Here is a 24,478-nt window from a genome sequence, read left to right on the forward strand (position 1 = left end):
TGTGAGGAGGGCAATGACCTGAATGGGCAAATGATCGATCAGATCCGGGTCGGGTAAACCAGTGGAGTGCAACGAGCCTCGAGCTCGCCCTATTGATTTGGTACCTGATCCGCGTATCACCATCCCGGCCCGCGGCGTGCGAAAGCCGCACTTGTGAGGCCTGAAACATGACCGCACCCGATCACGCGCTCAGACAGGCAAAAAAATCCTTGCATCAAAGGGGGCATCCAAACATGCACTCCCGCTGATCGTCGCACCAGTTTGTTCACCGCGGCAGCGCTTTCCGGCTTTGAAGAATGCGCATTCGATTCTATTCTGGGCTGATGAACGACAGTCCAGCAACCTCCACCGCGATCAGTCGCGACTCGGCGATGACCGGCGACGCCCCGGCTTTCACCGGCACCGCTGGCACGCGCCGGCATCTGTTTCAGGCGCTGGTCGACGCGAAACGCGCCTTTGGCGGCAAGACCGTCATCCTCGAAGACGCCCAGCGCCAGCCACTGACCTATAGCCGCCTCGTGATCGGCGCCCGCGCCCTCGGGCGCAAGCTCGTTGCGGATACGCAACCGGGCGAGCGGATCGGCGTGTTCCTGCCCAGTGTGCAGGCCACGGCCGTCACCTTCTTCGGCCTGCATGCCTTTGCCCGTGTGCCGGCGATGCTGAACTTCACCGCCGGCCCCGCCAATCTGAAAGCCGCCTGCGAGATCGCCGCGATCGGCACCATCGTCACGTCGCGCAAGTTCATCGACGAAGGCAAGCTCGACGATGCCCTCGCGGCGATCGCGCCGGGGCGGCGGGTGATCTATCTTGAAGACATACGCGGTCAGGTCAGCAGCCTCGACAAGGCGCGCGCGGCAGCCGAGAGCCTGTTCGCCGGAGCGCTGGCGAAGCGAACCGGGCCGACCCCGGATGACGAGGGGGTGATCCTCTTCACGTCGGGCTCCGAGGGCAGGCCGAAGGCCGTCGTGCTCTCGCATGCCAATCTTCTGTCGAATGCGGGCCAGGTGATGCAGCATGCCGAAGGCGTGCTCAGCCGGGACGATATCTTCTTCAACCCGCTGCCGGTGTTCCATTCCTTCGGCCTGACGGCGGGACTGATCCTGCCCGTGATCCACGGCATCCGCGCCTTCCTTTATCCGAGCCCGCTGCATTACAAGCAGGTGCCCAGGCTGATCGAGAGCGCGAAGGCGACCTTCCTGCTCGCCACGGACACGTTCCTGCAGGGCTATGCCCGCGCCGCCGGCGATGTCGACATGTCCTCGGTCCGTTATATCGTCGCCGGAGCCGAACGTGTGCGCGAGGAGACACAGCGGCTGTGGAAGCGTTACGACGCGATGATCCTCGAGGGTTACGGCGCGACGGAATGCGCCCCGGTCATCGCCTGCAATCTGCCCCAGCGTCACCGGCACGGCTCGGTCGGGCCCTTCCTGCCGGGCATCCGCTGGAAACTGACGCCCGTGGAGGGCATCAAGCGCGGCGGACGACTTTCGATCGCCGGCCCCAACGTCATGGCCGGCTATATCGATCCGGATGATCCCACGCGGCTGATCCCGCCGGAAGACGGCTGGCACGATACCGGGGACATCATCCTGATCGAGGATGGTTTCGTCACGATTCGCGGGCGGGCCAAGCGCTTCGCCAAGATCGGCGGCGAAATGATCTCGCTCGCCGCCGTCGAGACGATGATCCAGGAATTGTGGCCCGACGACACCCATGTCGTCGTGGCCCTGGCCGACGAGCGCAAGGGCGAGCAGCTGATCCTGGTCACCGAGAAAGCCGATGCCGATCGCGAAGCGGTGGTCGAGCATGGCCGCGACAAGGGCTTTTCCGATCTCTGGCTGCCGCGCGCGGTGCTGGTGGCGCAAATTCCTGTTCTCGGATCAGGCAAGATCGATTATGCCGGAACCGAAGCGTTGGCAGCCAAACTGCGCGCGATGATGTAGGGGCGGGCGCGCGCGCCCGATCGGAGCCGGTATGACCCTTTTCGAAGCGGCGCTTCCGGGCATCGTCCAGGGCGTATTCATGTTCGTGCCGGTCTCGTCGACCGCGCATCTCGCGCCATCCGGAATCTCCTGAGCGCGCAGATGATCCTGTTCGACCTGATCGTGCATGTCGGCACGCTGGTCTCGATCATCGTGGTCTTCCGCAAGACACTGGCGCAGTTCCTCGGCGGCTCGCTCACCGCTGCACGCGAGATTGCGCCGGAGCGCCGAAGTGTATCTCGGCGGCGCAGCTTTGCGCATCAACTGGGCCGCCGCCAGTGTCGGCTTCGTCGTCTCGGCGCTGGTCGGCACCATCGCACTCCAGATCGTGCTGAAGCTGCTCTATCGTGCCAAACTGAAATATTTCTCTTTCTATCTCTGGGGCATGGCCCTGCTCGTCGCCTTCGGCGTGGTCGAATTCGGCAAGTGAGACGAGAGCCTCACGATGCACGATCCGGTCTCGCCGCGTGATGCAACGCGACGCGCCCTTGAGCAGGGCGGCGTCATCAGCCTCGTGCGCCGACACCGGCATTGAACCGCAACCTGCGCCTCACTCCGCGGCATTCCGGCTTTCTCTTGCGCGGTTCTCGTCGCGCAGGCGCTCATCCGGCTTGATCAGCCTGAAGCGACAGGTTTCACCGGGTGCGAGATCGCGGTAATGCCCGCGATAGGCGAGCTTGATCGAACTGGCACTGTAGGATCGGCTCTCGATGACGAGTGAATCGTGGTTCACGTCGACATCGAGCACCTGTCGGCGATAGCGCAGGCGGACCCGGATGCGCTTGATCTCGTCAGGCAGGGCCGGGTCGAAATGCAGGGTGTTGCCACGCATGTCGATGCCGACAAAGCAGCGCTGCACGAGGTCGATCGTTCCCGCCATGGCCCCGGTGTGAATGCCTTCCGGCGTGGTGCCACCCTGCACATCGGCGATGTCGCTGTCGAGCGTGTGCTGGAAATGCTTCCAGGAGCGCGGGCGGTCGGAGCGTGCCAGAACCCAGGCATGGGCAACGCCGCTGAGCGTCGAGCCGTGCGAGGTCCGCGCCATGTAGTATTCGACATTGCGCCTGAGATGCTCCGGCCCGAACGGGTAACCCAGCCGCTCGAAGATCTGATAGAGTTCATCCGCCGTGAAGAGATAGAACAGCATCAGCACATCGGCCTGTTTCGAAGCCTTGTACCGGTTCACCGCATCGTCTTCCGCCTCCAGAATCCGGTCGAGGCGCTGGATGTCGTCGTATTTCTCGCGATAGCCGTCCCAGTCGAACTCCTCCAGATCGTCATAGCCCTCGAACTGGCTGATGATGCCGTCATCGTGGAAGGGGACGCGCAGCTTGCGGCTGATCTCGTACCAGCGCTCACGCTCTTCGGGCGACAGGCCCATCGTCTCGCACAGGCGCTGGGCCTGCGCCGTGGGAATGGCATCCAGCACATCCTCGGTGCGCGACATCAGCCAGGCGACCATGACATTGGTATAGGCGTTGTTGTCGATGCCGCCTTCCGCGCTCGCATCAATGCCGGGATACGCGGTATGGTATTCGTCCGGTCCCATCACGCCCTTGATCTCGTAGCGGTCGATTTCCGCATTGTATGTCGCAATCGAGGCCCAGAACCGGGCGATTTCCAGAAACATCTCCGCACCGAAGGAGGTGAGGAATTCGTAATCGTCGGTGGCCTCGTAATATTGCCAGATATTGAAGGCGATGGCCGCGTTGATATGGCGCTGGCGGTGGGTATTGTCCGGGTTCCAGCGGCCGGATTCCGGATTGAGATGCAGCTTCTGCGTTTCCTCGCGCCCGTTCGAGCCGCTCTGCCAGGGAAACATCGCGCCTTCGAAGCCTTCCTCGCGCGCCGCCCGTTTCGCCTCGGGCAGGCGACGATAGCGATAGCGCAGCAGCGCGCGCGTCAGCGTCGGCAGACGCAGACTGAGGAAGGGGAAGATGAAGAGTTCATCCCAGAAGATATGCCCGCGATAGGCCTCACCGTGCCAGCCGCGCGCGGGGATGCCGACATCGAGATCGATGGAATGCGGTGAGGCGGTCTGCAGGCAATGGAAGATGTGCACCCGCAGCTTCAACTCGGTAACGGCCATGTCGCCGTCCGTGAGCTCGATGTCGCAATCTTCCCATAAATGCCGCCAGGCGATTTCGTGGGCAGCCTGCAATTGCGCGAAATCACCGGCATGGCCCAGCGTGCGCTTGGCCTCAAGCCCCGCCTCGGCAATCGCCCAGTCGCGTGAATTGTGCAGGGCGACGACCTTCTCGGCCGTGATCGGCGCGCCTTCGCGCGCCTCACAGGTGACGATCTGCCAGATCCGCCGGTCGGAGCCGTGGGTTTCATATTCCGGATGCACGTCACAAACCTCGCAATGCACGAGGGTGCGCGCCGCCATGGCGAGTTCGATACGTGACTGGTTGGTGCGTGCACGCAGATAGAGCGTGTCGGCCCCGAGATGATCGAGCTCGAGAATGTCGAGATGCTGCGAGGCCAGCTGGCGGTAACGCGCCACACCGTTATTGCTGACACTGCCGTCGAGGCCGGAGCGGAACTGCATCTTGCCGGACCAGTTTTCCGGCGTGATCGTGACCGAGAGCGCCGCAAGATGGCGCTCGGCCATGGAGACGAGCCGCTTCTCGCTCCAGCGGGTGATGCGCCCTTCAGCATCGCGTGCCCGGATCTCACGCAGGAGAAGACCGCGCTTGAGATCCAGCGATTGGCTGTAGGAGAGGATCTCGACCTCGTCGATATGGAACCATGGCCCCTCGCCGATGCAAAAGCTCAAGGGCAGCCAGTTCGGCAGATTGACGAGATCCTCGTTTTCGACCTTGCGGCCCGAGACCTCGCTGGTCAGGCGGTTATAGCCGCCGGCGAGATAGGTACCCGGATAATGCGTGCCGTCATCGGCGGTATCGGGGCTCGCGCCGCGCGTGGCGAAATAACCGTTGCCCAGCGTACACAGTGCCTCGTGAAGGGCTTCGCGGTCGGGATCGTAGGAATCGTAGGTCAGCACCCAGCCGAGGGTCTCTTCGCTCATGCGGTCCTTCCAGGGTCGGCATTGGCAGGTCACGACGCGAACGCGCCGCACGGGCTCGCGGTTCCGGCACCGAATGCCGCAACGCGTGCCGATTATGCCCGTCTTTGCACCCGCACCATATGCGGACTGCCCCTTACGAAGAGCCTTTCCGCCTGCCTCGGCCCCGCCATGAGCGACCTTCAGTCCAGTTTCTGCGCCACCGCCGCTTCCGCGAATGTCGCCATGCCGGCATGGCAATGGGCCGCGGCCTTGATCAGCCCCATCGCCATGGCCGCGCCCGAGCCTTCGCCCAGGCGCATGTCGAGGGCGAGCAGCGGCACCTTGCCCAGACGTTCGAGCACGTCGCGATGGGCGCCCTCCGCCGAGAGATGACCGAAGACGCAGTGATCGAGGGCGCGCGGATCGATCGCGTGCAGGATCGCCGCCGCCGCCGTCGCGACATAGCCATCGACCACCACCGGCACGCGTTCGCTGCGTGCAGCCAGGATCGCCCCGGCCATGGCCGCGATCTCGCGCCCGCCCAGACGCGCGAGAACCGCGAGCGGATCATCGAGATGATCGCGATGCAGCGCGATCGCCGCCTCCACCGCCGCGACCTTGCGTTCAAGCCCGGCATCATCGACGCCGGTGCCGCGCCCCACCCAATGCGCCGCCTCGCCGCCATAGAGCGCGGTGAAGATCGCCGCCGCGATGGTGGTGTTGCCGATCCCCATCTCGCCGATGCCGAGCAGATCCGTACCGCCGGCGATCGCCTCCATGCCGAAGGCCATGGTCGCCACCGCATCCTTGTCGCCCATGGCGGGCTCACGGGTGATATCCCGGGTGGGCATGTCGACCGCGAGGTCGAAGACCTTGAAGCCGAGCCCGTAGGCCGCGCAGATCTGGTTGATGGCGGCGCCGCCATTGGCGAAATTGCCCAGCATCTGCTGGTTCACCGCATCGGGAAAGGCCGAGACACCCTGCGCGGTGACGCCGTGGCTCCCGGCAAAGACGGCGACGAGGGGGCGGGCGATGACGGGCTTCTCCTTCGCCTGCCAGGCGGCGAGCCATTCCACCAGCCATTCCAGCCGCCCGAGGCTGCCGGCGGGCTTGGTGAGCTCGCCGTTGCGCGCCCGCACGGCCGCGACCGCCTGCTGATCCGCCTGAGGCATCGCGGCCACGATCTGGCGGATATCGTCGAAGGGATGGCCGGAATTGTCGGTCGCGCTCATGGCAGCTTCTCCTCGCGGGGGATTTTCAAGGGGTTCGGTTGGCGGCGCAGCTATAGCGGGCTATGGGGACGGGGTGAAGGTATTGCGGCGTGACGGGCGCGGAAAGGTGTCGTTGATGGATCGGGATGGTCATGAGTGATGAATCACGCGATCGCGAACCGGATCGGCCCGAATCCGGGCCGCGCGCGCTCGCGCTTGATCTCGCCCGGGCGCTGCGCTTCTTCTCCCGTCTGCCTGTGCCGGCCCTGCCCTTCGAGCGTGATCCGCACGCCTTGCCCGATTTCAGCCGCATGACGCGGATGCTGCCGCTTGCCGGCGCGCTGATCGCCCTGCCCGGGGCGCTGCTGCTGCTCGTCGCCCTCGCTCTCGGCCTGCCGGCGATACCCGCCGCGACACTTGCCGTGGCAGTCACCCTGATCGCCAGCGGCGGCCTGCACGAGGACGGGCTCGCCGATTGCTGCGATGCGCTCGGTGCGCGCGGTGACCGCGATCGCCGGCTTGCGATCATGAAGGATTCGGCCATCGGCAGTTTCGGCGCAGCCGGGCTGACCCTCGTCCTGATCATGCGGGTGAGCCTGGTTGCCGGCATTGCCGATCTCGCCGGCATAGCCGCTGCCGCTGCGGCGCTGGTCGGCATGGCAGGGCTGTCGCGCTGGATCGCCCTGTGGCTGATGCTGCGCCTGCCGCCGGCGCGCAAGAGCGGTGCCTCCGCCTCGGCCGGGCGGGTCCGGGCGCGTGATTTCGTCATTGCCGGCGTGATCGCGGTCGTATTGGCCGCCCTGCTGCTGCTTTCCGCCGGTCACGGCCTGTTTGCCATCCTCCTCGTGCTGCTGCTCGCCGGCACCACCGTCGCGCTCTGTCAGATCCTCGCGCATCGTCTGATCGGGGGACAGACGGGCGATGTCATCGGCGCCACGCAGCAATTGTCCGAAATCGCCGCACTCACCGCCCTCTTGATCCTGATACCCGCCTGACCCCATCTACCACCTGTCCTGAACCCGCGCCGGAGCCCGTTTCCGATCATGTCATCTGCTTCTTCTCCCTGCATCAAGGTCTGCCTGATCGACGACGAAACCGGTCTGTGCGAGGGCTGCGGACGCACGCGCCACGAGATCGCAGGCTGGGGGCGCCTCTCGGAGACAGAGCGTCTTGGTATCATGGCCGGGCTGGAAGCGCGCATGCGCAAGGCCTTTCTGGGTGAAGATGCAAGCGTAGAGCAGGAGCCGGGCAGCGCAAGGCGGGATGGCTGATCATGCCCGGCGCGATCGGTTTCGGCATTCTCCTCGTCGGACTCGCGATCCTCGTCTTCACGTTCGGCGAGCGCGATATCCTGGGGATGACGCCGGACCAGTTCGCCCGCGTGACGGCGCTGTCGGCGCTGCTGCTGCTGCTCTCCGGGTCAGTCTTCGGACGCTATCGCGGACGGTTGTCGGATGCGTTTCGCGCCGTCGTGATCTGGGTCACGATGATCATCGCCCTGATGGCGATCTACACCTACCGTTTCGAGCTCGAGACGGTGGTCAGCCGTGTGCTCGGTGAGGCCGCGCCGGGCATGACGCGGGTGACAGAGCCCGGCGAGGTGATGGTGACGCGTGGCGGGACCGGCGGATTCGTGCTCGACGGGGCAGCGAACGGGGCTTCCATGCGCTTCATCTTCGATACCGGCGCGGATGTGGTGGTGATCACCATGGATGATGCGCGGCGTATCGGATACGAAGCGGATGATCTGCGCTTCGTCGTGCCGGTCGTTACCGCCAACGGGCGCACCATGACGGCGCCGATCACCCTCGACAGACTGACCATCGGCGACATCACGCAGCGCCGTGTGCGCGCCCTGGTCGCCCGGCCCGAAGCATTGTCGCACAATCTTCTGGGCATGAGTTACCTCGACGGGCTCGCCTCCTATGAGGTGCGCGGCAACCAGTTGATCCTGCGCGGGCGCTAGAGTGGCGCCCGGGACGCGAAGCGTTGCGTCAATGGCGCCCCTTGCGTCGTATCCTTGCGGATTTCACGGAAATTCCGGCTGATTTCCCGGAACAGCTTGACATTTCCGGGCGTTGGGATCATGCCCGCTCCGTCGCAGCTCGGCGATGCCTATCCAATAGAGAGAATGATGGACGACAGCCCTAGTCGGCGCTTCTGCGGAAGCGCCATGAATTCAGATGCGCAAGCTGCGCAGGCGGGTAACCGCACCGGCATGACGGTTCTGTTCGGCTGATCGCCGTTCGACCAGCTCACGCCGGTGTGCATACCGGCGAGGAGGTGGTCATGACGAAAAACCAGGCTCTTCTCGATCTCGAGATCGATCGCAACGTCCTCGCGGACGACGAAACCCTCGCTATCGTGGCGCAGGCGCTGCGCACCTGTCTCAGGGACGGCGACAAGAAGACATTGCGGGCCTTCCTCGACTCGCAGGAACCGGCGGATATCGCCACCATCCTCGACACGCTCGAAGCCGCAGAGGCGCTCGCCGCCATGCGCCATGTCGATCTGTATGAACAGGCGCAGATCTTCGGCTATCTGGATCCCGAATACCAGATCGAGCTCTCCGATCTCATGGGCCGACGCGAATTGGCACGGCTGATGAGCGCGATGAGCCATGACGAGCGCGTCGATCTGTTCAAGAATCTTGACCCCGTGGCCCGGGAAGCCGTGCTGCCCGGCCTCGCCAAGGCCGAGCGTGACGATCTGCGCAAGCTCGCTTCCTATCCGGAGGACACGGCGGGCTCGATCATGACCTCGGACTACGCCACCCTGACGCCCGACATGACGGCCAAGGAGGCGATCGAGGCCCTGCGCAACCAGGCGCTCGATGCCGAAACGGTTTATCAGGCCTATATCATCGACGAAGAGCGCCAGCTTGTCGGCGTGATCAGCCTGCGCGACCTGATCGTGGCGCGGGCCAATGCGCGCGTGCGCAATCTGATGGATACCAATCCGGTCTTCATCCGGGCCGAGGCGGATCGCGAGGAAGCCGCCCAGATCATCTCCCGCTACGACCTGATCGCCCTGCCGGTGATCAACGGCGGCGACAAACTCGTCGGCATCGTCACCCAGGACGACGCCATGGACGTGCAGGAACAGGAAGCCACCACCGACTTCCACAAGGTCGGTACGGTGTCCGGGCTGAAGGCGAATGTGCGCGATGCGAGCATCTTCGTGCTCTATCGCGCGCGCATCGTCTGGCTGGTGCTGCTCGTTTTCGGCAACATCTTCTCCGGCGCCGGCATCGCCTTCTTCGAGGATACCATCGCGGCGCATCTCGCGCTTCTGTTCTTCCTGCCGCTGCTGATCGCCTCGGGCGGCAATGCCGGTGCGCAATCCGCGACGCTGATGGTGCGGGCGCTGGCGACGGGCGATGTGCGGATGAGCGACTGGGCCTCCGTGCTCGGGCGCGAATTCGCCACCGCGCTCCTGCTCGGGCTGACCATGGCCGCTGCGGTCTCCCTGATCGGGGTGCTGCGGGCCGGGCCCGACATCGCTCTCGTCGTGGCCTTGTCGATGGTGGCGATCGTGCTGGTCGGCGCGATGATCGGCATGTCCCTGCCCTTCGTGCTCTCCCGTCTCAAGCTCGATCCCGCCACCGCGAGCGCGCCACTGGTGACCTCGATCGCGGACGTGACCGGGGTGTTGATCTATTTCACCATCGCGACGCAGGTCCTGGCGATGCAGGCGACGTAAGGGTTCCGGCCCCATTGATGCCGCGCCGCGACGAGTGCGGCAATATGGTCACAGGCAGGGGCTTCCGCTCGAGGCGTGGTCAGGCGGAACTTGGCGATTCGATGGCAATGCCTTAGGGGTTCTACGGGGTCGGTATCCTCCGCCCGAATCACGTTTTGACGGATTGCTGTCGGCCATGATCGCTTCACGTGCCCTGAAGGGCCTCGCCCGGATCGCCACCGCGCGCCTCTCCCTGCTCGCCGCCCTCGGCCTTCTGGTCGCGGCCTGCCAGCCGCATGAGCCCAACCCGGCGATCCAGGCCGATACGGGTCATCTCAATGCCTGGTATTCCGGCCTGATGGCGGATGATCCCTATGACGTGCCTCTGGTCAACAAGGCGTTGCTTGATCGTAAATTCCACCGCCAGCGCGTGGATTATCCGGGCCGCGAAGCGCCGGGCACGATCGTGGTCGATATCGACAATCGCTTCCTCTATCTCGTCGAGGATGGCGGCAAGGCCATGCGTTACGGCATCGGCGTCGGCCGCAACGGCTTCGCCTGGCGCGGCGATGCCCGCATCGCACGCACCGGCGTGTGGCCGAACTGGAGCCCGACCGACAACATGCGCCGGATCGATCCGTCGCTGCCCGTGCATATGGAAGGCGGAATCGAGAATCCGCTCGGCGCCCGCGCGCTCTATCTGTATCAGGGCAGCCGCGACACGCTGTTTCGCATTCACGGCACCAACGAGCCCTGGTCGATCGGCGAGGCGGTCTCCTCGGGCTGCGTGCGCCTTCTCAACGAAGACATCGTCGATCTCTACAACCGCGTGCAAGTCGGCGCGCGCGTGACGGTACGGCGCGGCGGTCTCGGGGCGTAACATCGGCCTGATGATGATCGGGAGCGAAGGGAGCGGCGTGCCGCTCCCTTTTTCGTTCCGGCGTCAGGCATTGCCTGCGAGGATGCCGAGCGCCGCCTCGACACCGCCGCCACGATGCGGGATGCCGGCCTGTTTCAGGCCGAGTTCCACGCCGGCGATCGTGCCGGTGACGGATGCATCGCTGAAATCGCCCAGATGCCCGATCCGGAAGACGCGATCGGCAAGCGGGCCGAGCCCGTTGCCGAGCGACATGTTGGCGCGCTCCAGGATGGTCTCGCGCAGGGCGTCGGCGGAATGCCCCTCGGGCAGGCGCACCGCCGTCAGTGAGGCAGAATGGCGGGCGGGATCGGCGCATTGGGTCTCGAAACCCCAATGCGCCACGGCGGCGCGGGTGGCCCGGGCCGCACGCTCGTGCCGGGCAAAGACATTGTCCATCCCCTCCGCCTGGAGGAGTTCGATCGCCACTTTCAGCCCCTGAAGCATGTTCGTCGCCGGGGTGTAGGGGAACACGTTCGAGGCATTGGCCGCGATCATGTCCTCCCAGTCCCAGAAGGCGCGCGGCAGCCGCGCCGTAACGGAAGCGGCCCGCGCCTTGGGCGAAACTGCATTGAAAGAGAGCCCCGGCGGCAGCATCAGCCCCTTCTGCGAGCCCGCCACGGTCACGTCGACCCCCCAGCCGTCGTGATCATATTCGATCGATGCGAGCGAGGAGATCGTATCCACCATCATCAGGGCAGGGTGGCCCGCAGCATCGATCGCCTTGCGCAGGGCGGGTATGTCGGAGGCGACGCCCGTCGAGGTCTCGTTATGCACCACGCAGACCGCCTTGATCGCATGGCCGCGATCCGCGCGCAGCCGCGCCTCGATCGCTGCTGCATCGACGCCCCCGCGCCAGTCGCCCGGCAGGATCTCCGCCTTCAGCCCGAGCCGTTCGGCGAGCTTGCGCCACAGGCTTGCAAACCAGCCGGTCTCGAACATCAGGACATGATCGCCCGGCGAGAGCGTGTTGACCAGGGCGGCTTCCCAGGCGCCTGTACCCGAGGCGGGAAAGATTATCACGGGCTCGCACGTGCCGAAGATCGGGCGGATGCCTTCGAGAACCGTCCCGGCGAGGCGCTTGAATTCCGGCCCGCGATGGTCGATCGTCGGACGCGCGATTGCTTCCAGCACGGGCAGCGGACAATTGGTCGGTCCGGGAATCTGCAAAAAATGGCGACCGGTGGCAATTGACGGCATGGCGGGCTCCTCCTCCGGGACGATCGCGCGTCGACCCTGCCGATGCATCGCAAAGCCATCCGGCGCTGACAAGCGCGCCGCTGCCGTTTGCCCCTTTGGCCAGATGCCCGAAGCCGCCCGTTCCAGGGAGGCGCCCGCCGCGTTGCGTCGCCCGTGCTACTGCGCCGTCCAGCCGCCATCGACGGACAGATTGGCCCCCGTGATCTGGCTGGCCGCATCCGAGCAGAGAAATACTGCCATGGCACCGATCTGGTCGACGGTCACGAATTGCTTGGTGGGCTGCGCCTTGAGCAGCACGTCCTCGATCACCTGCTCCTTCGTCAGCCCCCGCGCCTTCATCGTATCGGGGATCTGGTTTTCGACGAGCGGTGTCCAGACATAGCCGGGGCTGATGCAGTTCACGGTGACGCCCGCCTGCGCCGTCTCGAGCGCCACGGTCTTGGTCAGGCCCGCGAGCCCGTGCTTGGCCGCGACATAGGCGGCCTTGTAGGGCGAGGCGACGAGGGAATGCGCCGAGGCGGTGTTGATGATGCGGCCCCAGCCCTTCTGCTTCATGCCGGGCACGGCGAGGCGGATGGTGTGAAAGGCGGAAGAAAGGTTGATCGCGATGATCTGGTTCCATTTCTCGATCGGGAATTCCTCGACCGCCGAGACATGTTGAATACCGGCATTGTTGACGAGGATGTCGATCGTGCCGAGCCTCTCCTTCGCCTCCGCCATCATCCGCGCAATCGCATCGGGATCACACATATCGGCGGGCGAGGTATAGGATTTGACCTTGCAGTTCTGCGCGATGTCATCGGCGATCTGCGCATTCTCCTGCGGATCACCCAACCCGTTGATCACCACATCGGCGCCCTCGGCGGCGAGCGCGCGGGCGATGGCGAGGCCGATCCCGGAAGTGCCTCCGGTCACGAGGGCGGTCTTTCCTGCAAGGCTCATGATGGTCTCCGGGTTGGTTGTGGGTCATGGGCTGTCTGGTGGTGCTTTCGGCAGCGCGCCCGACCGTACTTCTCGCGCATGATAATACAATCCCCCGCCCGGATTGGGAGGGTCAAGATCGCCCGGTATGAAGGCCGCACCGGGACTCCCCTCTTCCCGGTGGAGAGAGGCTGGGGGTGAGGGGGTATCAGAATTCTGCGCGGCGTCGATGAAGCGTACAGCCGCCATCGACGCCGGAGATTGTTCTGCACCGCCCCTCACCCCCGACCCCTCTCGACGGAGGGAGAGGGGAGACGGGCCGCCCCCCTCACTTGATGCGTTCGAGCACCGAGACGTAATTGGCAACCGCCGCGCCGCCCATGTTGAAGATGCCGGCAAGCGTTGCGTCCTTGATCTGGATGCCGCCCGCCTCGCCGGCGAGCTGCATGGCGGAAAGCGCGTGCATGGAGACGCCTGTGGCGCCGATCGGGTGACCCTTGGCCTTGAGGCCGCCCGACGGGTTGACCGGCAGCCTGCCGTCTTTCTGCGTCCAACCCTCCTTGACGGCGCGGGCGCCCTCGCCCTCGGGGGTGAGCCCCATCGCTTCGTATTCGATCAGTTCGGCAATGGTGAAGCAGTCATGCGTCTCGACGAAGGAGAGATCGTCGAGGGTAATGCCGGCATCCGCGAGCGCGCTGGCCCATGCCACGCTGCAACCCTCGAATTTGAGGATGTCGCGCTTCGACATGGGCAGGAAATCCTGCTTGTGGGCGGTGGCGCGGAAGGCGATGGCGCGCTTCATGCGCAGACCCGTCTCGACATCGGTGATGACGAGCGCTGCCGCACCATCCGAGACGAGGGAGCAATCGGTGCGCTTGAGCGGGCCGGCAACGAAGGGATTCTTCTCCGATTCGGTGCGGCAGAACTCGTAGCCGAGATCCTTGCGCATCTGGGCATAGGGGTTGGCGACGCCGTTGGCGTGGTTCTTGGCCGCGATCATGGCGAGCGCGTCGGACTGGTCGCCATGGCGCTGGAAATAGCCGGCGGCGATCTGACCGAACACACCGGCAAAGCCGCCCTCGATCTCGCCATCCTCGGGCAGATAGGAAGCCTTGAGGAGGTTGCGGCCGATCTCCTTGCCCGGCGTCGTCGTCATCTGCTCGACGCCGACCACGAGCACGATTTTCGCGCGCTTCGCCTCGATCGTCTTCACCGCCTGCTGCACGGCGGCGGAGCCGGTGGCGCAGGCATTCTCGACGCGGGTCGCAGCCTTGAAGCGCAGGGCGTCATCGGCCTGGAGCACCAGCGAGGCGGTGAAATCCTGGGCGCTGAACCCCCCGTTGAAATGGCCGAGCACGATCTCGTCGACATCACCGGCCTCGATACCGGCATGGGCAATCGCCTCGCGGGTCACCCGCACGACCATGCTCTCGACGGTCTCGGTATCGTGCTTGCCGAAAGGCATATGGGCCCAGCCCACGATGGTGGCGGTCATGATGAAGCATCCTCCGGATTTTCCTATGCGACCGACTTGCAATGCCGCCGGTCGATTGATGCCAATGTGGCCCCGCGCGCAGGCAAGAGCAAGAGCAAGAGGATGGCGCCCGCCCGGGCGGGCGCAGAATGCCGGAATCATTTCGCGGGAAAAGCGGAGAGGCCCCTAGCCTCACCGTGAGAGATGTTATAATAGAACATTCATGAGTGATCCCCACAGCCATCAAGCAGCAGGTCACGGCCATGCGCCGCGCGCAAGAGCGCTGGCGCCGAGCTGGTCGCTGATGCGGCTGTCGGCCTTGCAGCGCCTTGCCGGGGCGGGCCTCCTGCTCGCACTGGTCTGGCTGACACTGGCCCGACTGATCGGCTGGATCTGAACATGACGGAACCGATGACGCACATGACGACACAGGCAGCAATCCGTTTCGACGATGTGACGCTCGGCTATGACCGCCACCCCGCCGTGCATCATCTCGACGGCGTGATCGCACGCGGCAGCCTGACGGCGATCGTCGGCCCCAACGGCGCGGGCAAATCCACGCTTCTGAAGGGGATCGTCGGCGCGCTGCGTCCGCTGGGCGGGCGCATCGAGATGCCGCGTCGCGCGACGGTGCAGCAGGACGGGACAGCGGCACAGACCCGCATCGCCTATCTGCCACAGGCTGCCGAGCTCGACCGCAGCTTCCCGATTCCCGTCTATGACCTCGTCGCCATGGGTCTGTGGAGCCGGCGCGGTCTGTTCGGGGGGATCCGCCGCGCGGATCATGCCCGCATCGCGGAAGCGATCGCCGCCGTCGGCATGGCCGGGTTCGAGCGCCGTACCATCGGCACGCTTTCGGGCGGGCAGATGCAGCGCGTGCTGTTTGCCCGGCTCTTGCTGCAGGATGCCTCGCTGATCCTGCTGGACGAGCCCTTCACCGCGATCGACGCCAAGACGACCCGCGATCTGCTCGATCTGGTCCGGCGCTGGCATGACGAGGCCCGCACCGTCATCGCCGTTCTGCACGATATCGACCTGGTGCGCGAAGTCTTCCCCGAAACACTTCTGATCGCACGCGAGCCCGTCGCCTGGGGCGCCACGGACAATGTCCTGCGTCCGGAGAATCTCCTGCGCGCACGCCGCATGGTCGAGGCGAACGATCCGTTCGCCCAGGCCTGCGAACGCGCATGACCCCGGGGACGTGATCGTGTTCGACGCCCTGATCGGCCCCTTCATCCAGTTCGACTTCATGCGCCGGGCGCTGTTCGGCGCATTGGTGCTGGCGCTGGGCGCCGGGCCTGTCGGCGTGTTCCTGATGCTGCGGCGCATGAGCCTGACCGGCGATGCCATGGCACATGCGATCCTGCCCGGGGCCGCGATCGGCTTTCTGATTGCCGGGCTGTCTCTGCCCGCCATGACGCTCGGCGGACTGACTGCCGGAATCGTCGTGGCCGTGCTCTCGGGGCTGGTGACGCGCTATACGGTGCTCAAGGAGGATGCGTCACTCGCGGCCTTCTATCTGCTCTCGCTCGCGCTCGGCGTCACCATCGTGTCCCTGCGCGGGTCCAGCGTCGATCTCATGCATGTGCTGTTCGGCTCCGTGCTCGCCCTCGACGATGCCGCGCTGATCCTGATCGCTTGCATCACCAGCGTGACCCTGCTGATCCTCGCCGCGACCTATCGCGGTCTGGTCATGGAATGCGTCGATCCGATGTATCTGCGCTCGGTGGCGCGGATCGGCACGCCACTGCATCTGGTCTTTCTCGGTCTCGTCGTGCTCAATCTCGTCGGTGGCTTCCAGGCGCTCGGGACCCTACTCGCCGTCGGGCTGATGATGCTGCCTGCAGCCACTGCGCGGTTCTGGAGCGCGGATGTCACCATGATGGTCATCATCGCCGTCGCCACGGGCATGTTCTCCGGGATGGGCGGTCTGCTGCTCTCCTACCATCACGGCCTGCCGGCCGGCCCCGCGATCATCCTGGTCGCCGGTATCGCTTATCTGATTTCGCTCTTCCTCGGGCGTGAAAGCGGCCTGATCCGGGCCGCCTTGCCACGCCGCCACCTCGAAGCCTGAAGCGCTGATGCGAAAACGGAGGTTTTTATGCTTCACAGACGTAATATTATAACATTGCTTGCCGGGACGATGCTGGTCGGAGCAAGCAGCATTCCCGCGCTCGCGCAGGAGCGCATCCAGGCAGTCGCGACCTTCTCGATCGTCGGTGACATCGTCGGCAAGGTCGGCGGCGAGCGCCTCGATGTGACGACGCTGGTCGGTCCTGACGGCGACGGTCACGTCTATTCGCCCAGCCCCGCCGATGCCCGCCGCCTCGCCGAGGGTGATATCGTCTTCACCAACGGTCTTTTGTACGAGGGCTGGATCGATCGCCTGATCGCCTCCTCGGGTACGCAAGCCCCGGTCGTCGCGGTTGCGGACAATATCGACGCGATCCCCGATGGCGGGCATGGCGATGCACATGACGATCACGGCCACGATGACCACGGCCACGATCACGATGACCACGGTCACGACCACGACCACGATCATGACGGCCACGAGCACGATCATGGCCACGATCATGACGACCACGACGACCATGGCCACGACGATCACGACCACGGGCATGACGATCACGGGCATGACGATCACGGGCATGACGACCACGGGCACGACGATCACGGGCATGACGATCACGGGCATGACGATCACGTCCATGGCGAATTCGATCCGCATGCCTGGCAGGATGTCGGCAATGTGAAGGTCTATGTGGCCAATATCCGTGATGCGCTGATCGCGCATGATCCCGATGGCGCGGAACTCTACAGCAGCAATGCCGAGGCCTATATCACCGAGCTCGCCGCGCTCGATGCCGAGATTCGCGAGGCCGTGGCGGCCCTGCCGGAAGGCGCGCTGGTGATCACCAGCCATGATGCGTTCCGCTATTTCACGCATGCCTATGATCTGGAATTCGATGCCCCGCTTGGCACGTCCACCGAGGTCGAGGCCACGGCACGGGATGTGGCGCGGCTGATCGGGACCATTCGCGCCAACGACATCCGCGCGGTCTTTGCCGAATCGCTGACCGATGCCCGGCTGATCGAGCAGATCGCACGGGAGGCCGGGGTGCCGGTTGCCGGCACGCTCTATTCGGATGCACTTTCTCCGCCCGACGGCCCGGCGGGGACTTACATCGACATGATGCGACACAATATTAGTCTCATCAGCGAAGGTCTCGGTTCCTGAGGCCTTCCGGCAAATACGAAGCGGCGGGGCGATCGATGCGCCCCGCCGCCTTCGATCAGGAGGCAACAGATGTCCGATACGCAGCCGCAGACCGAAGCCCTCACCGGCAAGATCCCCGTCACCGTCCTGACCGGGTATCTCGGCGCGGGCAAGACGACGCTTCTCAACCGCATCCTCACCGAAAACCACGGCAAGCGTTACGCCGTCGTCGTGAACGAGTTCGGCGAGGTGGGGATCGACAACGACCTCGTCGTGGGCGCGGACGAGGAAGTCTTCGAGATGAACAACGGCTGCATCTGCTGCACCGTGCGCGGCGACCTGATCCGCATCATGGACGGGTTGATGAAACGGCGCGGCAAGTTCGACGCGGTCATCGTCGAGACGACGGGGCTGGCTGATCCGGCCCCCGTCGCCCAGACCTTCTTCATGGATCAGGATGTCGCCGACGCGGCGCGGCTCGACGCGGTCGTCACCGTCGCGGATGCGAAATGGCTCGTGGAGCGGCTGAAGGATGCGCCGGAGGCCAAGAACCAGATCGCCTTCGCCGATGTGATCCTCCTGAACAAGGTCGATCTCGTCAGCGAGGCCGAACTCGCCGATGTCGAGGCGCGTATCCGCACCATCAACCCCTATGCCCGACTGCATCGCACCACGAAATGTGATGTCGAGATCGCACAGGTTCTGGAGCGCAATGCCTTCGATCTGGAGCGCATCATCGAACTGGAGCCCGATTTCCTCGAGGAAGGCCATCACCATCACCATGACGAGGAGATGCAATCCATCGCCATCACCCTCGACGGTGAGGTCGATCCGGAGAAGTTCCTGCCCTGGATTTCCGAACTCACGCAGGTGCAGGGGCCGGACATCCTGCGCTGCAAGGGCATCGTCGCCTTCCCCGACGAGCCCAAGCGCTTCGTCTTCCAGGGCATCCACATGATCCTCGACGGCGATGTCCAGGGTGACTGGAAAGCCGGTGAGCCCCGCCGCTCCCGCGTCGTCTTCATCGGGCGCAATCTCGACGAGGCGGCGATCCGCGAGGGCTTTCTCGCCTGCGCCGCATGATGGCTGTGCGCGTGCATCGCGGCGCGGTTTCCGTTAGGCAAGGAGCGTCCGGCAGCCGCCGGGCGCACCACGCGAGGACGACATGCCGCCGCTTTTCGAAGAACTCGACTGGAGCCCGACCCCGATCGGACCGGTAAGCCTGCGCCGCCGGCAGGACCTGCGCACCGGCAAAGACGTCTACGAGGTCAAGCTCGGCGAGGAATTCCTCATGTCGAGCCGGTTCACCGCCTCCGAAATCGCGCTCGCCCGCGCCGGTCTGGCCATGACGGAAGGCGATCACCTCGATGTCGTGGTCGGAGGTCTCGGACTCGGCTATACGGCGGTGGAAGCCCTGGCCGATCCGCGCCTGCGCTCGCTCACCATCGTGGAATATCTCGAACCTGTGATCGCCTGGCACCGTAACGGGCTTTTGCCGCTCAGCGCGATCCTGCGCGATGATCCGCGCGTGCGCTTCGTCGCGGGCGATTTCTTCGCCATGAGCGCCGACGATGGCTTCGATCCCGATGAGCCCGGTCGCCGATTCGACGCGATCCTGCTCGATATCGATCACAGCCCGGAGGCCCTGCTCGATGCGCGCAGCGACAGTTTCTACACGCCGCAAGGGCTGAGCAGCCTCGCGCGCCATCTGTTGCCGCGCGGGGTGTTCGGCCTGTGGTCGAACGAGAGCCCGGATCCGCGCTTCGCCGAGCGGCTCGCCGGCGTGTTCGACGCGGCCCGTGCCGAGACCGTGCGCTTTTACAATCCCTTGCAGGAGAAAGAGGCGGTGCAATGCGTCTATCTCGGGCGCCGGCGCGACGGATGAGGCGAAGCCATGCCCGTCGATTCCACCGGACCCGCGACGCCGCCATGCGCGCCGTCTCCGCCATGCCCGCTCTGCCGCAGCCGATCCGCGCAAGCCTTCGTCACGGTCACGGGACGCGATTACTTCCGCTGTCCGCTTTGCGCCTTGCGCTTTGTCGATCCGGCGCATCATCCCGACCGCGAGACCGAGCGCGCCTGTTACGCGCTGCACGAAAACGATCCTGACGATCCGCGCTACCGCGCCTTTCTCGCCCGGCTGGCAGACCCCCTCCTCGCGGAACTGCCCCCCGGCGCATCCGGCCTCGATTACGGCAGCGGCCCCGGCCCGGCGCTCGCCGCCATGCTGCGCGAGGCCGGGCACCGGGTCGCGCTCTACGATCCTCTCTTCGCCCCGGATACCCGGGTGCTGGAGAAGAAGTATGATTTCGTCACATGCACCGAGACCGCCGAGCATTTTCATGATCCGGCCCTCGAATTCACCCGGCTCGACGCGCTCTTGCGCCCCGGCGGGTGGCTTGGCCTGATGACGATATTCCAGAATGACGATGCGCGCTTCGCCGGCTGGCATTACCGGCGCGATCCCACCCATGTCGTGTTCTACCGGGAAGAGACCATGCACTGGATCGCCGACCGTTTCGGCTGGCACTGCACGATCCCGCGTCCCGATGTGGTGCTGATGCGCAAGCCGGGCGGGTCGGCAGAGGGGCAGACGTGACCAATTTCCTGCACGAGGCCCGTTTCAGGGCGGTGGCCGGAGTGCTGCGTGAGGCGGGTGCCCGCCGCATTCTCGATCTCGGCTGCGGCGACGGCGATTTCATCCTGCATCTGCTGGATGATTCGCAGATCGCGGCGATCACCGGGGTGGAAAAGGACGAAGCCGCATTGGGGCGGCTGCGTACACGGCTGCGCGATCATCCGCTCGCGCGGAAGGTGCAGATCATCGCCGGCGACATCACCCGCCCGCCGCCCGGCTTGCCGCAAGCGGATGCAATTGTCCTGGTCGAGGTGATCGAGCATCTCGGTCCAGGTCCCCTGCAAGCGCTGGAGCGCGTCCTCCTGCGCGACATCGCCCCGCCGCTCGCCGTGATCACGACGCCGAATGCCGAGATGAATCCGCTTCTCGGTGTGAAACCCGGGCGCATGCGCCATCGCGATCACCGTTTCGAATGGGACCGAAAGCGCTTTCGCGCCTGGGCGGAAGCCGTCGCCGCACGCCACGGCTACACCCTGGATCTCACTGATATCGCCGGCAAGCATCCACGATTCGGCGGCGCCAGCCAGATGGCGGTGTTTGCCCGCGACAGCTCCGGTCGGTGAGCCGAGGCTGGACGGCATGTGAAGGTTTTCGGCGCGAACCCCTTTGTTTGATGGGGGCGTTGCCGGAGGTCCTTGCCTATCATCGCATCGCAAATCAGCCGAAGGGGACGCCATGACCATCCGACCCAACGCGCCGAAGCGCTTTCCCGCCATGAAAATCGCCAGCGCCCTCAGCCTTGCGCCGCTGCTGGTGCCGCTGCTCGCCGATTCGCCCGTGCAGGCGGCAGCCCGCCCCGAATCGCATGCGCTGGTCTTCACCGCAGAACCCCCGCCTTCGCAGATGAGCGTGACACCGCTACCGGAAATCACGATCGGCGACGCGGCATTGGCTCAGCGTAAGGCGCTGGTTTCAGGCAGTACCGGCGCGCGATCGGGCGCCGGTTCCATTGGAACGCGCGATGCGGTCGTGGTCGCCGCGGCCGATAGCGGCCCTGCCATGACATCCGATCCCGGTCCCGCATCTCCGCAGGGAGCAGGCGAAGGCCAGCCGGGCGGCGGCGCCTCGGGCGAGCCGCAGGTCGCCGATGACGGCATTCCGACGGCCCGCAGCTTTCCCGGCCTGCCGACCATGCCGGTGATTCCGACAGGGCCGGCGCGCGACGATCTCTTTCCGCTCGTCGATCCGCAGGATTCGTCCCGGTTCATGCCCGACGATGATATCGAGACCGTCAGCGACGGTTATCTGGAGGCGCCGCGCCAGGTCGAGGCGGGGCGTGAGTTCACCGCCCGATGGGATGATCGGCTGTCGCGGCATGATCGCGTGACAATCGTGCCGGAGGGCACACCGGACGAAATCCTCGGCGACGGACAGCAAAACATCCGGGTGGGCAACAACAGCAGGCGCGTCGTGCGCGCGCCCGATGCGCTCGGCACCTACGAGTTGCGCTATTTCTCCGACGACGAACAGCGTGTCCATGCGCGCGTCACCGTCGAAGTCCGCGACCCTTATATCGCGATCAGCGTGGATGACGAACTGCATGCGGGCCGCGATTTCACGGCCAGCTGGGACCGGCGGCTCTCGCGCCATGACCGGATCACCATTGTCCCGCACGATGCGCCGGAGGATGCGCTGGGTGAGGGAAGCCGAAATGTCCGCATCGGCAACAATGAGCGGCGGGTCCTGCTTGCGCCGGACGAACTCGGCATCTACGAGGTCCGCTACTGGCGCAACCGGCAGGAGCGCGTCGTCGGCAGCGCCCTGGTCAATGTCGTCGATCCGGAGATCGAACTCGACGCGCCCGATACGGCGATTGCCGGCACGGACTTCACCGTCGGCTGGGGCCAGCGGCTCTCGCGCCACGACCGGGTGACCATCGTCCCGCTCGGAGCGCCCGATGATGTTCTCGGCGAAGGGCAACAAAACACCCGTGTCGGCAACAACGAGCGCCGCACCCTGCGCGCGCCCGACACGCTCGGCGCATATGAAGTGCGTTACTGGCGCAATGAACAGGAACGCGTCGTCGGGCGTGAGATCATCGACGTGATCGATCCCGAGATCCTCGTCATGGCACCGCCGCAGGTCGAGGCGGGGAGTGAATTCGACGTCAGCTTGAATGAACGGATTTCGCGCCATGATCGCATCACCATGGTGCCGACCGGATCTCCCGAGGAGATGGTGGGATCCGGGGAGCAGAACGTCCGGATCGGCAACAATCAGCGGCGCACCCTGCGCGCCCCCGGGATGGATGGCGAATACGAGGTGCGCTACTGGCGCAACGCACAGGAACGCCCCGCAGGCCGGGCGCTGATCACGGTCGTGCCCGAGGGTACCGATATCGCGACGACCGATCAGGATACCGCATCCGCGCAGGATCTGATTGCCCTGATGGAACGCCTCGTCGAGCGCGCAAACCGGCTCGACGCGGTCCCTGCAAACGAGCGCCGAGCAATCCGTGACGAACTGATCGCCTTCGGCCCGCCCGGCCTGCAGATGCTCGGCGAATTCATGGCCAGCGGCCGGATCGAGCCTTGGAAGGCAGCCGGGTTCATGGGCGGGTACTTCGATCCGGCACCGCCCCCTGCCATCAGGCCCTATACCGGCTTCGTTCCCCCGGCCGCCGGCATGGGCGGCAGTGCGGGCCAGGCGCCGGCACAGGCGGGCCAGGGTGATGCACAGGCCCCGGCGCAGCCTCAAACCCGGTCACAAGCGCAGAATACGGCAGAGCCGGGGGCACTCAGCCAGCAGGACGAGCGCAGCATCATCATGCTGATCGCCCGGCTCGAAGACGCGGCGCCGGGCGCGCAACAGGCGATCATCGATGAACTCGCCGGCTATGGGTCCGCAGCCACCGATATCCTGCTCGAAATGATGCAGGACGGTCTGATCGACCGCGCCCTCGCCCTGCGCGCCGCCGCCGCGATCGAGGCGGATGGCGAGACGCAGCAGGACCAGACGCGGCAGGACCAGATGCGCATGCAGCAAGCGCCCGTGCAGCAAGTCTCGCAGACGGATGCGCAACGACCCGCCGGCTATCAGGTCATCGGCGTGGCTGCCGACGACATGCTCAATGGCCGCGACCGCCCCGGCGTCCCCGGCAGTACCGTGATCGGGCAGCTGGCACCGGATGCGCGCAATGTCGAACGCAGCGGCGATGTGCAGGATGTGGGCGGGCGCGACTGGTGGCATATCCGCCATCACTCCCTTCCAGCCGATGGCGGCTGGGTGAATGCGCGCTTCCTCGCAGTACAGGGCGAGGGGGCGCAGACCGCCCCGGATGGTCCACGCAAGCCCTTCACCGAGGCCGAGGGCTATGCGGTCATCGATCACGGAGCCGTGCGCGACCGGCTGTTCGAGACCTTGCCGCAAACCTCCGCGATCTTCGCGCCGGGTGGCCGGCTCAACCCGCTCACCCAGGCGATTCTGATGCTGGAGAACGAGGAAGGCGTCGTGCCGCATGCGCGCTATCGCATCCGCTATGCCATGGAGGGGAGGGAAGACGGCACGGGCGGGCCGCCGGTGCCCTACAGCTTCGTCGCAATCGACCGCTATAATCTCGGCGCAGCCTTCCGTGAGGCGGTGGCGGAATCCTCTGGTGGGGCACGCACCCCGCCGCCGGAATCCTTCGATGCGGGCGAGCATGTCGCCTTCCGCATGACCTTCCGCCCGATCCAGGGCCGTACCGCCGATCCCGTGGCGATAAGCCGGCGGGTGATCTCCGATGACGAAGCCCGCACCACGCGCTGCCTCACCCTGCCCTGCCTCGATGTGGCCAGTGCCGGCGATGAGGCGATGCCCTGGCGCGAGCACGATGGCAGCGGCACGGGTTTCGATCGTCCCTACGAGGATATCCGCAACGGGGCCTATACGCCTGCCGCCATGGCGGATCTGCTCGTGCTCGAGAGTGGCGCGGCGCGGATCAGCGAGGGGGATCTGCGCTGGACGGGCTTCGAGGAATCCGAGAGCGTGCGCCCCGGCGAGCCTTTCTTCGAGATCGTGATGGATGTCAATCTGGCCCAGGATTTCGGCATCGAGGCCATCTCCTGGTACGGCCATCTGATGGATGATTCCGTCGCGGCGATCTGGCAGCGGGCGATGACCTTCGCGAGCGGGGATGCGGCGCCGCATCTGTTCACGGAGCGGGCCTTCGAATGTGCCCGCGGCACGCCCGGTCCGGCAGGGCTTTGCCCCTGATCGGATAACCGGGCAGGGCGGCGCTTCGCGC

The 24,478-nt window shown here is 65.5% G+C and carries 22 protein-coding genes; 17 read left to right on the forward strand and 5 right to left on the reverse strand.

Going from position 1 to position 24,478, the window contains the following annotated elements; translation table 11 throughout:
- Positions 1–371 precede the first annotated feature (371 nt).
- Together GA0071312_RS02035 and GA0071312_RS20210 are read left to right on the forward strand one after the other, a co-directional pair.
- Positions 372–1,943, forward strand: a complete 1,572-nt coding sequence (locus GA0071312_RS02035) for an AMP-binding protein (protein WP_074443414.1) — start codon at positions 372–374, stop codon at positions 1,941–1,943.
- 271 nt (positions 1,944–2,214) lie between these two features.
- On the forward strand, positions 2,215–2,412 hold the full coding sequence (locus GA0071312_RS20210) for a hypothetical protein (RefSeq protein ID WP_074443415.1): 198 nt from the start codon (positions 2,215–2,217) through the stop codon (positions 2,410–2,412).
- A 120-nt stretch (positions 2,413–2,532) separates the two neighbouring features.
- Here the strand turns inward: GA0071312_RS20210 and GA0071312_RS02045 are convergent, their stop codons facing one another.
- Entirely contained in the window at positions 2,533–5,013 is a 2,481-nt protein-coding gene (locus GA0071312_RS02045; RefSeq protein WP_074443416.1) for a glycoside hydrolase family 65 protein, read from the reverse strand.
- 179 nt (positions 5,014–5,192) lie between these two features.
- On the reverse strand, positions 5,193–6,224 hold the full coding sequence (gene cobT / locus GA0071312_RS02050; protein WP_074443417.1) for a nicotinate-nucleotide--dimethylbenzimidazole phosphoribosyltransferase: 1,032 nt from the start codon (positions 6,222–6,224) through the stop codon (positions 5,193–5,195).
- A 131-nt stretch (positions 6,225–6,355) separates the two neighbouring features.
- Here cobT and GA0071312_RS02055 point away from each other — a divergent pair, with 131 nt between their 5' ends.
- The 6 genes from GA0071312_RS02055 (at position 6,356) to GA0071312_RS02075 (ending at position 10,764) form a co-directional block, all read left to right on the forward strand.
- Positions 6,356–7,198: an adenosylcobinamide-GDP ribazoletransferase gene (locus tag GA0071312_RS02055; RefSeq protein WP_074444126.1), complete on the forward strand. Its 843-nt coding sequence runs from the start codon at positions 6,356–6,358 to the stop codon at positions 7,196–7,198.
- Between the two features lie 48 nt (positions 7,199–7,246).
- The gene (locus GA0071312_RS02060) at positions 7,247–7,474 is read left to right on the forward strand and encodes a DUF1289 domain-containing protein (protein WP_074443418.1); all 228 of its coding nucleotides are present in this window, start codon (positions 7,247–7,249) and stop codon (positions 7,472–7,474) included.
- Positions 7,475–7,476: 2 nt separating this feature from the next.
- Positions 7,477–8,169: a retropepsin-like aspartic protease family protein gene (locus tag GA0071312_RS02065; protein WP_074443419.1), complete on the forward strand. Its 693-nt coding sequence runs from the start codon at positions 7,477–7,479 to the stop codon at positions 8,167–8,169.
- A 120-nt stretch (positions 8,170–8,289) separates the two neighbouring features.
- Positions 8,290–8,442, forward strand: a complete 153-nt coding sequence (locus GA0071312_RS19835; protein ID WP_165603934.1) for a hypothetical protein — start codon at positions 8,290–8,292, stop codon at positions 8,440–8,442.
- Positions 8,443–8,492: 50 nt separating this feature from the next.
- Positions 8,493–9,905, forward strand: a complete 1,413-nt coding sequence (gene mgtE / locus GA0071312_RS02070; protein WP_083204366.1) for a magnesium transporter — start codon at positions 8,493–8,495, stop codon at positions 9,903–9,905.
- Between the two features lie 175 nt (positions 9,906–10,080).
- A complete protein-coding gene (locus tag GA0071312_RS02075; RefSeq protein WP_074443420.1) occupies positions 10,081–10,764 on the forward strand; it encodes a L,D-transpeptidase in 684 nt (227 codons plus the stop codon).
- A gap of 63 nt (positions 10,765–10,827) precedes the next feature.
- Here GA0071312_RS02075 and GA0071312_RS02080 read toward each other — a convergent pair whose 3' ends face one another.
- From GA0071312_RS02080 to GA0071312_RS02090, 3 genes are all read right to left on the reverse strand, one after another.
- The gene (locus GA0071312_RS02080; RefSeq protein ID WP_074444128.1) at positions 10,828–12,000 is read right to left on the reverse strand and encodes a pyridoxal-phosphate-dependent aminotransferase family protein; all 1,173 of its coding nucleotides are present in this window, start codon (positions 11,998–12,000) and stop codon (positions 10,828–10,830) included.
- Between the two features lie 156 nt (positions 12,001–12,156).
- Positions 12,157–12,942, reverse strand: a complete 786-nt coding sequence (locus GA0071312_RS02085) for a 3-hydroxybutyrate dehydrogenase (protein WP_074443421.1) — start codon at positions 12,940–12,942, stop codon at positions 12,157–12,159.
- A gap of 307 nt (positions 12,943–13,249) precedes the next feature.
- Positions 13,250–14,416 (reverse strand): acetyl-CoA acetyltransferase, encoded by a 1,167-nt coding sequence (locus GA0071312_RS02090; protein ID WP_074443422.1) that lies wholly within the window; start codon positions 14,414–14,416, stop codon positions 13,250–13,252.
- Positions 14,417–14,618: 202 nt separating this feature from the next.
- Here GA0071312_RS02090 and GA0071312_RS19840 point away from each other — a divergent pair, with 202 nt between their 5' ends.
- From GA0071312_RS19840 to GA0071312_RS02130, 9 genes are all read left to right on the forward strand, one after another.
- Positions 14,619–14,792 (forward strand): hypothetical protein, encoded by a 174-nt coding sequence (locus GA0071312_RS19840; RefSeq protein WP_165603935.1) that lies wholly within the window; start codon positions 14,619–14,621, stop codon positions 14,790–14,792.
- Between the two features lie 2 nt (positions 14,793–14,794).
- Complete coding sequence (gene aztA, locus GA0071312_RS02095) at positions 14,795–15,586, forward strand: zinc ABC transporter ATP-binding protein AztA (RefSeq protein WP_238947056.1); 792 nt, start codon at positions 14,795–14,797, stop codon at positions 15,584–15,586.
- 13 nt (positions 15,587–15,599) lie between these two features.
- Complete coding sequence (locus GA0071312_RS02100) at positions 15,600–16,469, forward strand: metal ABC transporter permease (protein ID WP_074444130.1); 870 nt, start codon at positions 15,600–15,602, stop codon at positions 16,467–16,469.
- Positions 16,470–16,496: 27 nt separating this feature from the next.
- Positions 16,497–17,636 carry a metal ABC transporter solute-binding protein, Zn/Mn family gene (locus GA0071312_RS02105; RefSeq protein ID WP_074443423.1) on the forward strand — a complete coding sequence of 380 codons (1,140 nt, stop codon included), beginning with the start codon at positions 16,497–16,499 and terminating at the stop codon, positions 17,634–17,636.
- Between the two features lie 69 nt (positions 17,637–17,705).
- Entirely contained in the window at positions 17,706–18,698 is a 993-nt protein-coding gene (locus GA0071312_RS02110; RefSeq protein WP_074443424.1) for a CobW family GTP-binding protein, read from the forward strand.
- An 82-nt stretch (positions 18,699–18,780) separates the two neighbouring features.
- The gene (locus tag GA0071312_RS02115; RefSeq protein WP_074443425.1) at positions 18,781–19,500 is read left to right on the forward strand and encodes a spermidine synthase family protein; all 720 of its coding nucleotides are present in this window, start codon (positions 18,781–18,783) and stop codon (positions 19,498–19,500) included.
- Positions 19,501–19,509: 9 nt separating this feature from the next.
- Positions 19,510–20,214 carry a class I SAM-dependent methyltransferase gene (locus tag GA0071312_RS02120; RefSeq protein ID WP_074443426.1) on the forward strand — a complete coding sequence of 235 codons (705 nt, stop codon included), beginning with the start codon at positions 19,510–19,512 and terminating at the stop codon, positions 20,212–20,214.
- Positions 20,211–20,816 carry a methyltransferase gene (locus GA0071312_RS02125; RefSeq protein WP_074443427.1) on the forward strand — a complete coding sequence of 202 codons (606 nt, stop codon included), beginning with the start codon at positions 20,211–20,213 and terminating at the stop codon, positions 20,814–20,816. The genes GA0071312_RS02120 and GA0071312_RS02125 overlap by 4 nt, the downstream gene beginning before the upstream one ends.
- A gap of 112 nt (positions 20,817–20,928) precedes the next feature.
- Positions 20,929–24,447, forward strand: coding sequence for a hypothetical protein (locus GA0071312_RS02130; RefSeq protein WP_074443428.1), 3,519 nt, complete (start codon positions 20,929–20,931; stop codon positions 24,445–24,447).
- The last annotated feature ends 31 nt before the right edge of the window (positions 24,448–24,478 follow it).

It is taken from the genome of Saliniramus fredricksonii (assembly GCF_900094735.1).
In the GTDB taxonomy this organism is placed as follows: Bacteria; Pseudomonadota; Alphaproteobacteria; order Rhizobiales; family Beijerinckiaceae; genus Saliniramus; species Saliniramus fredricksonii.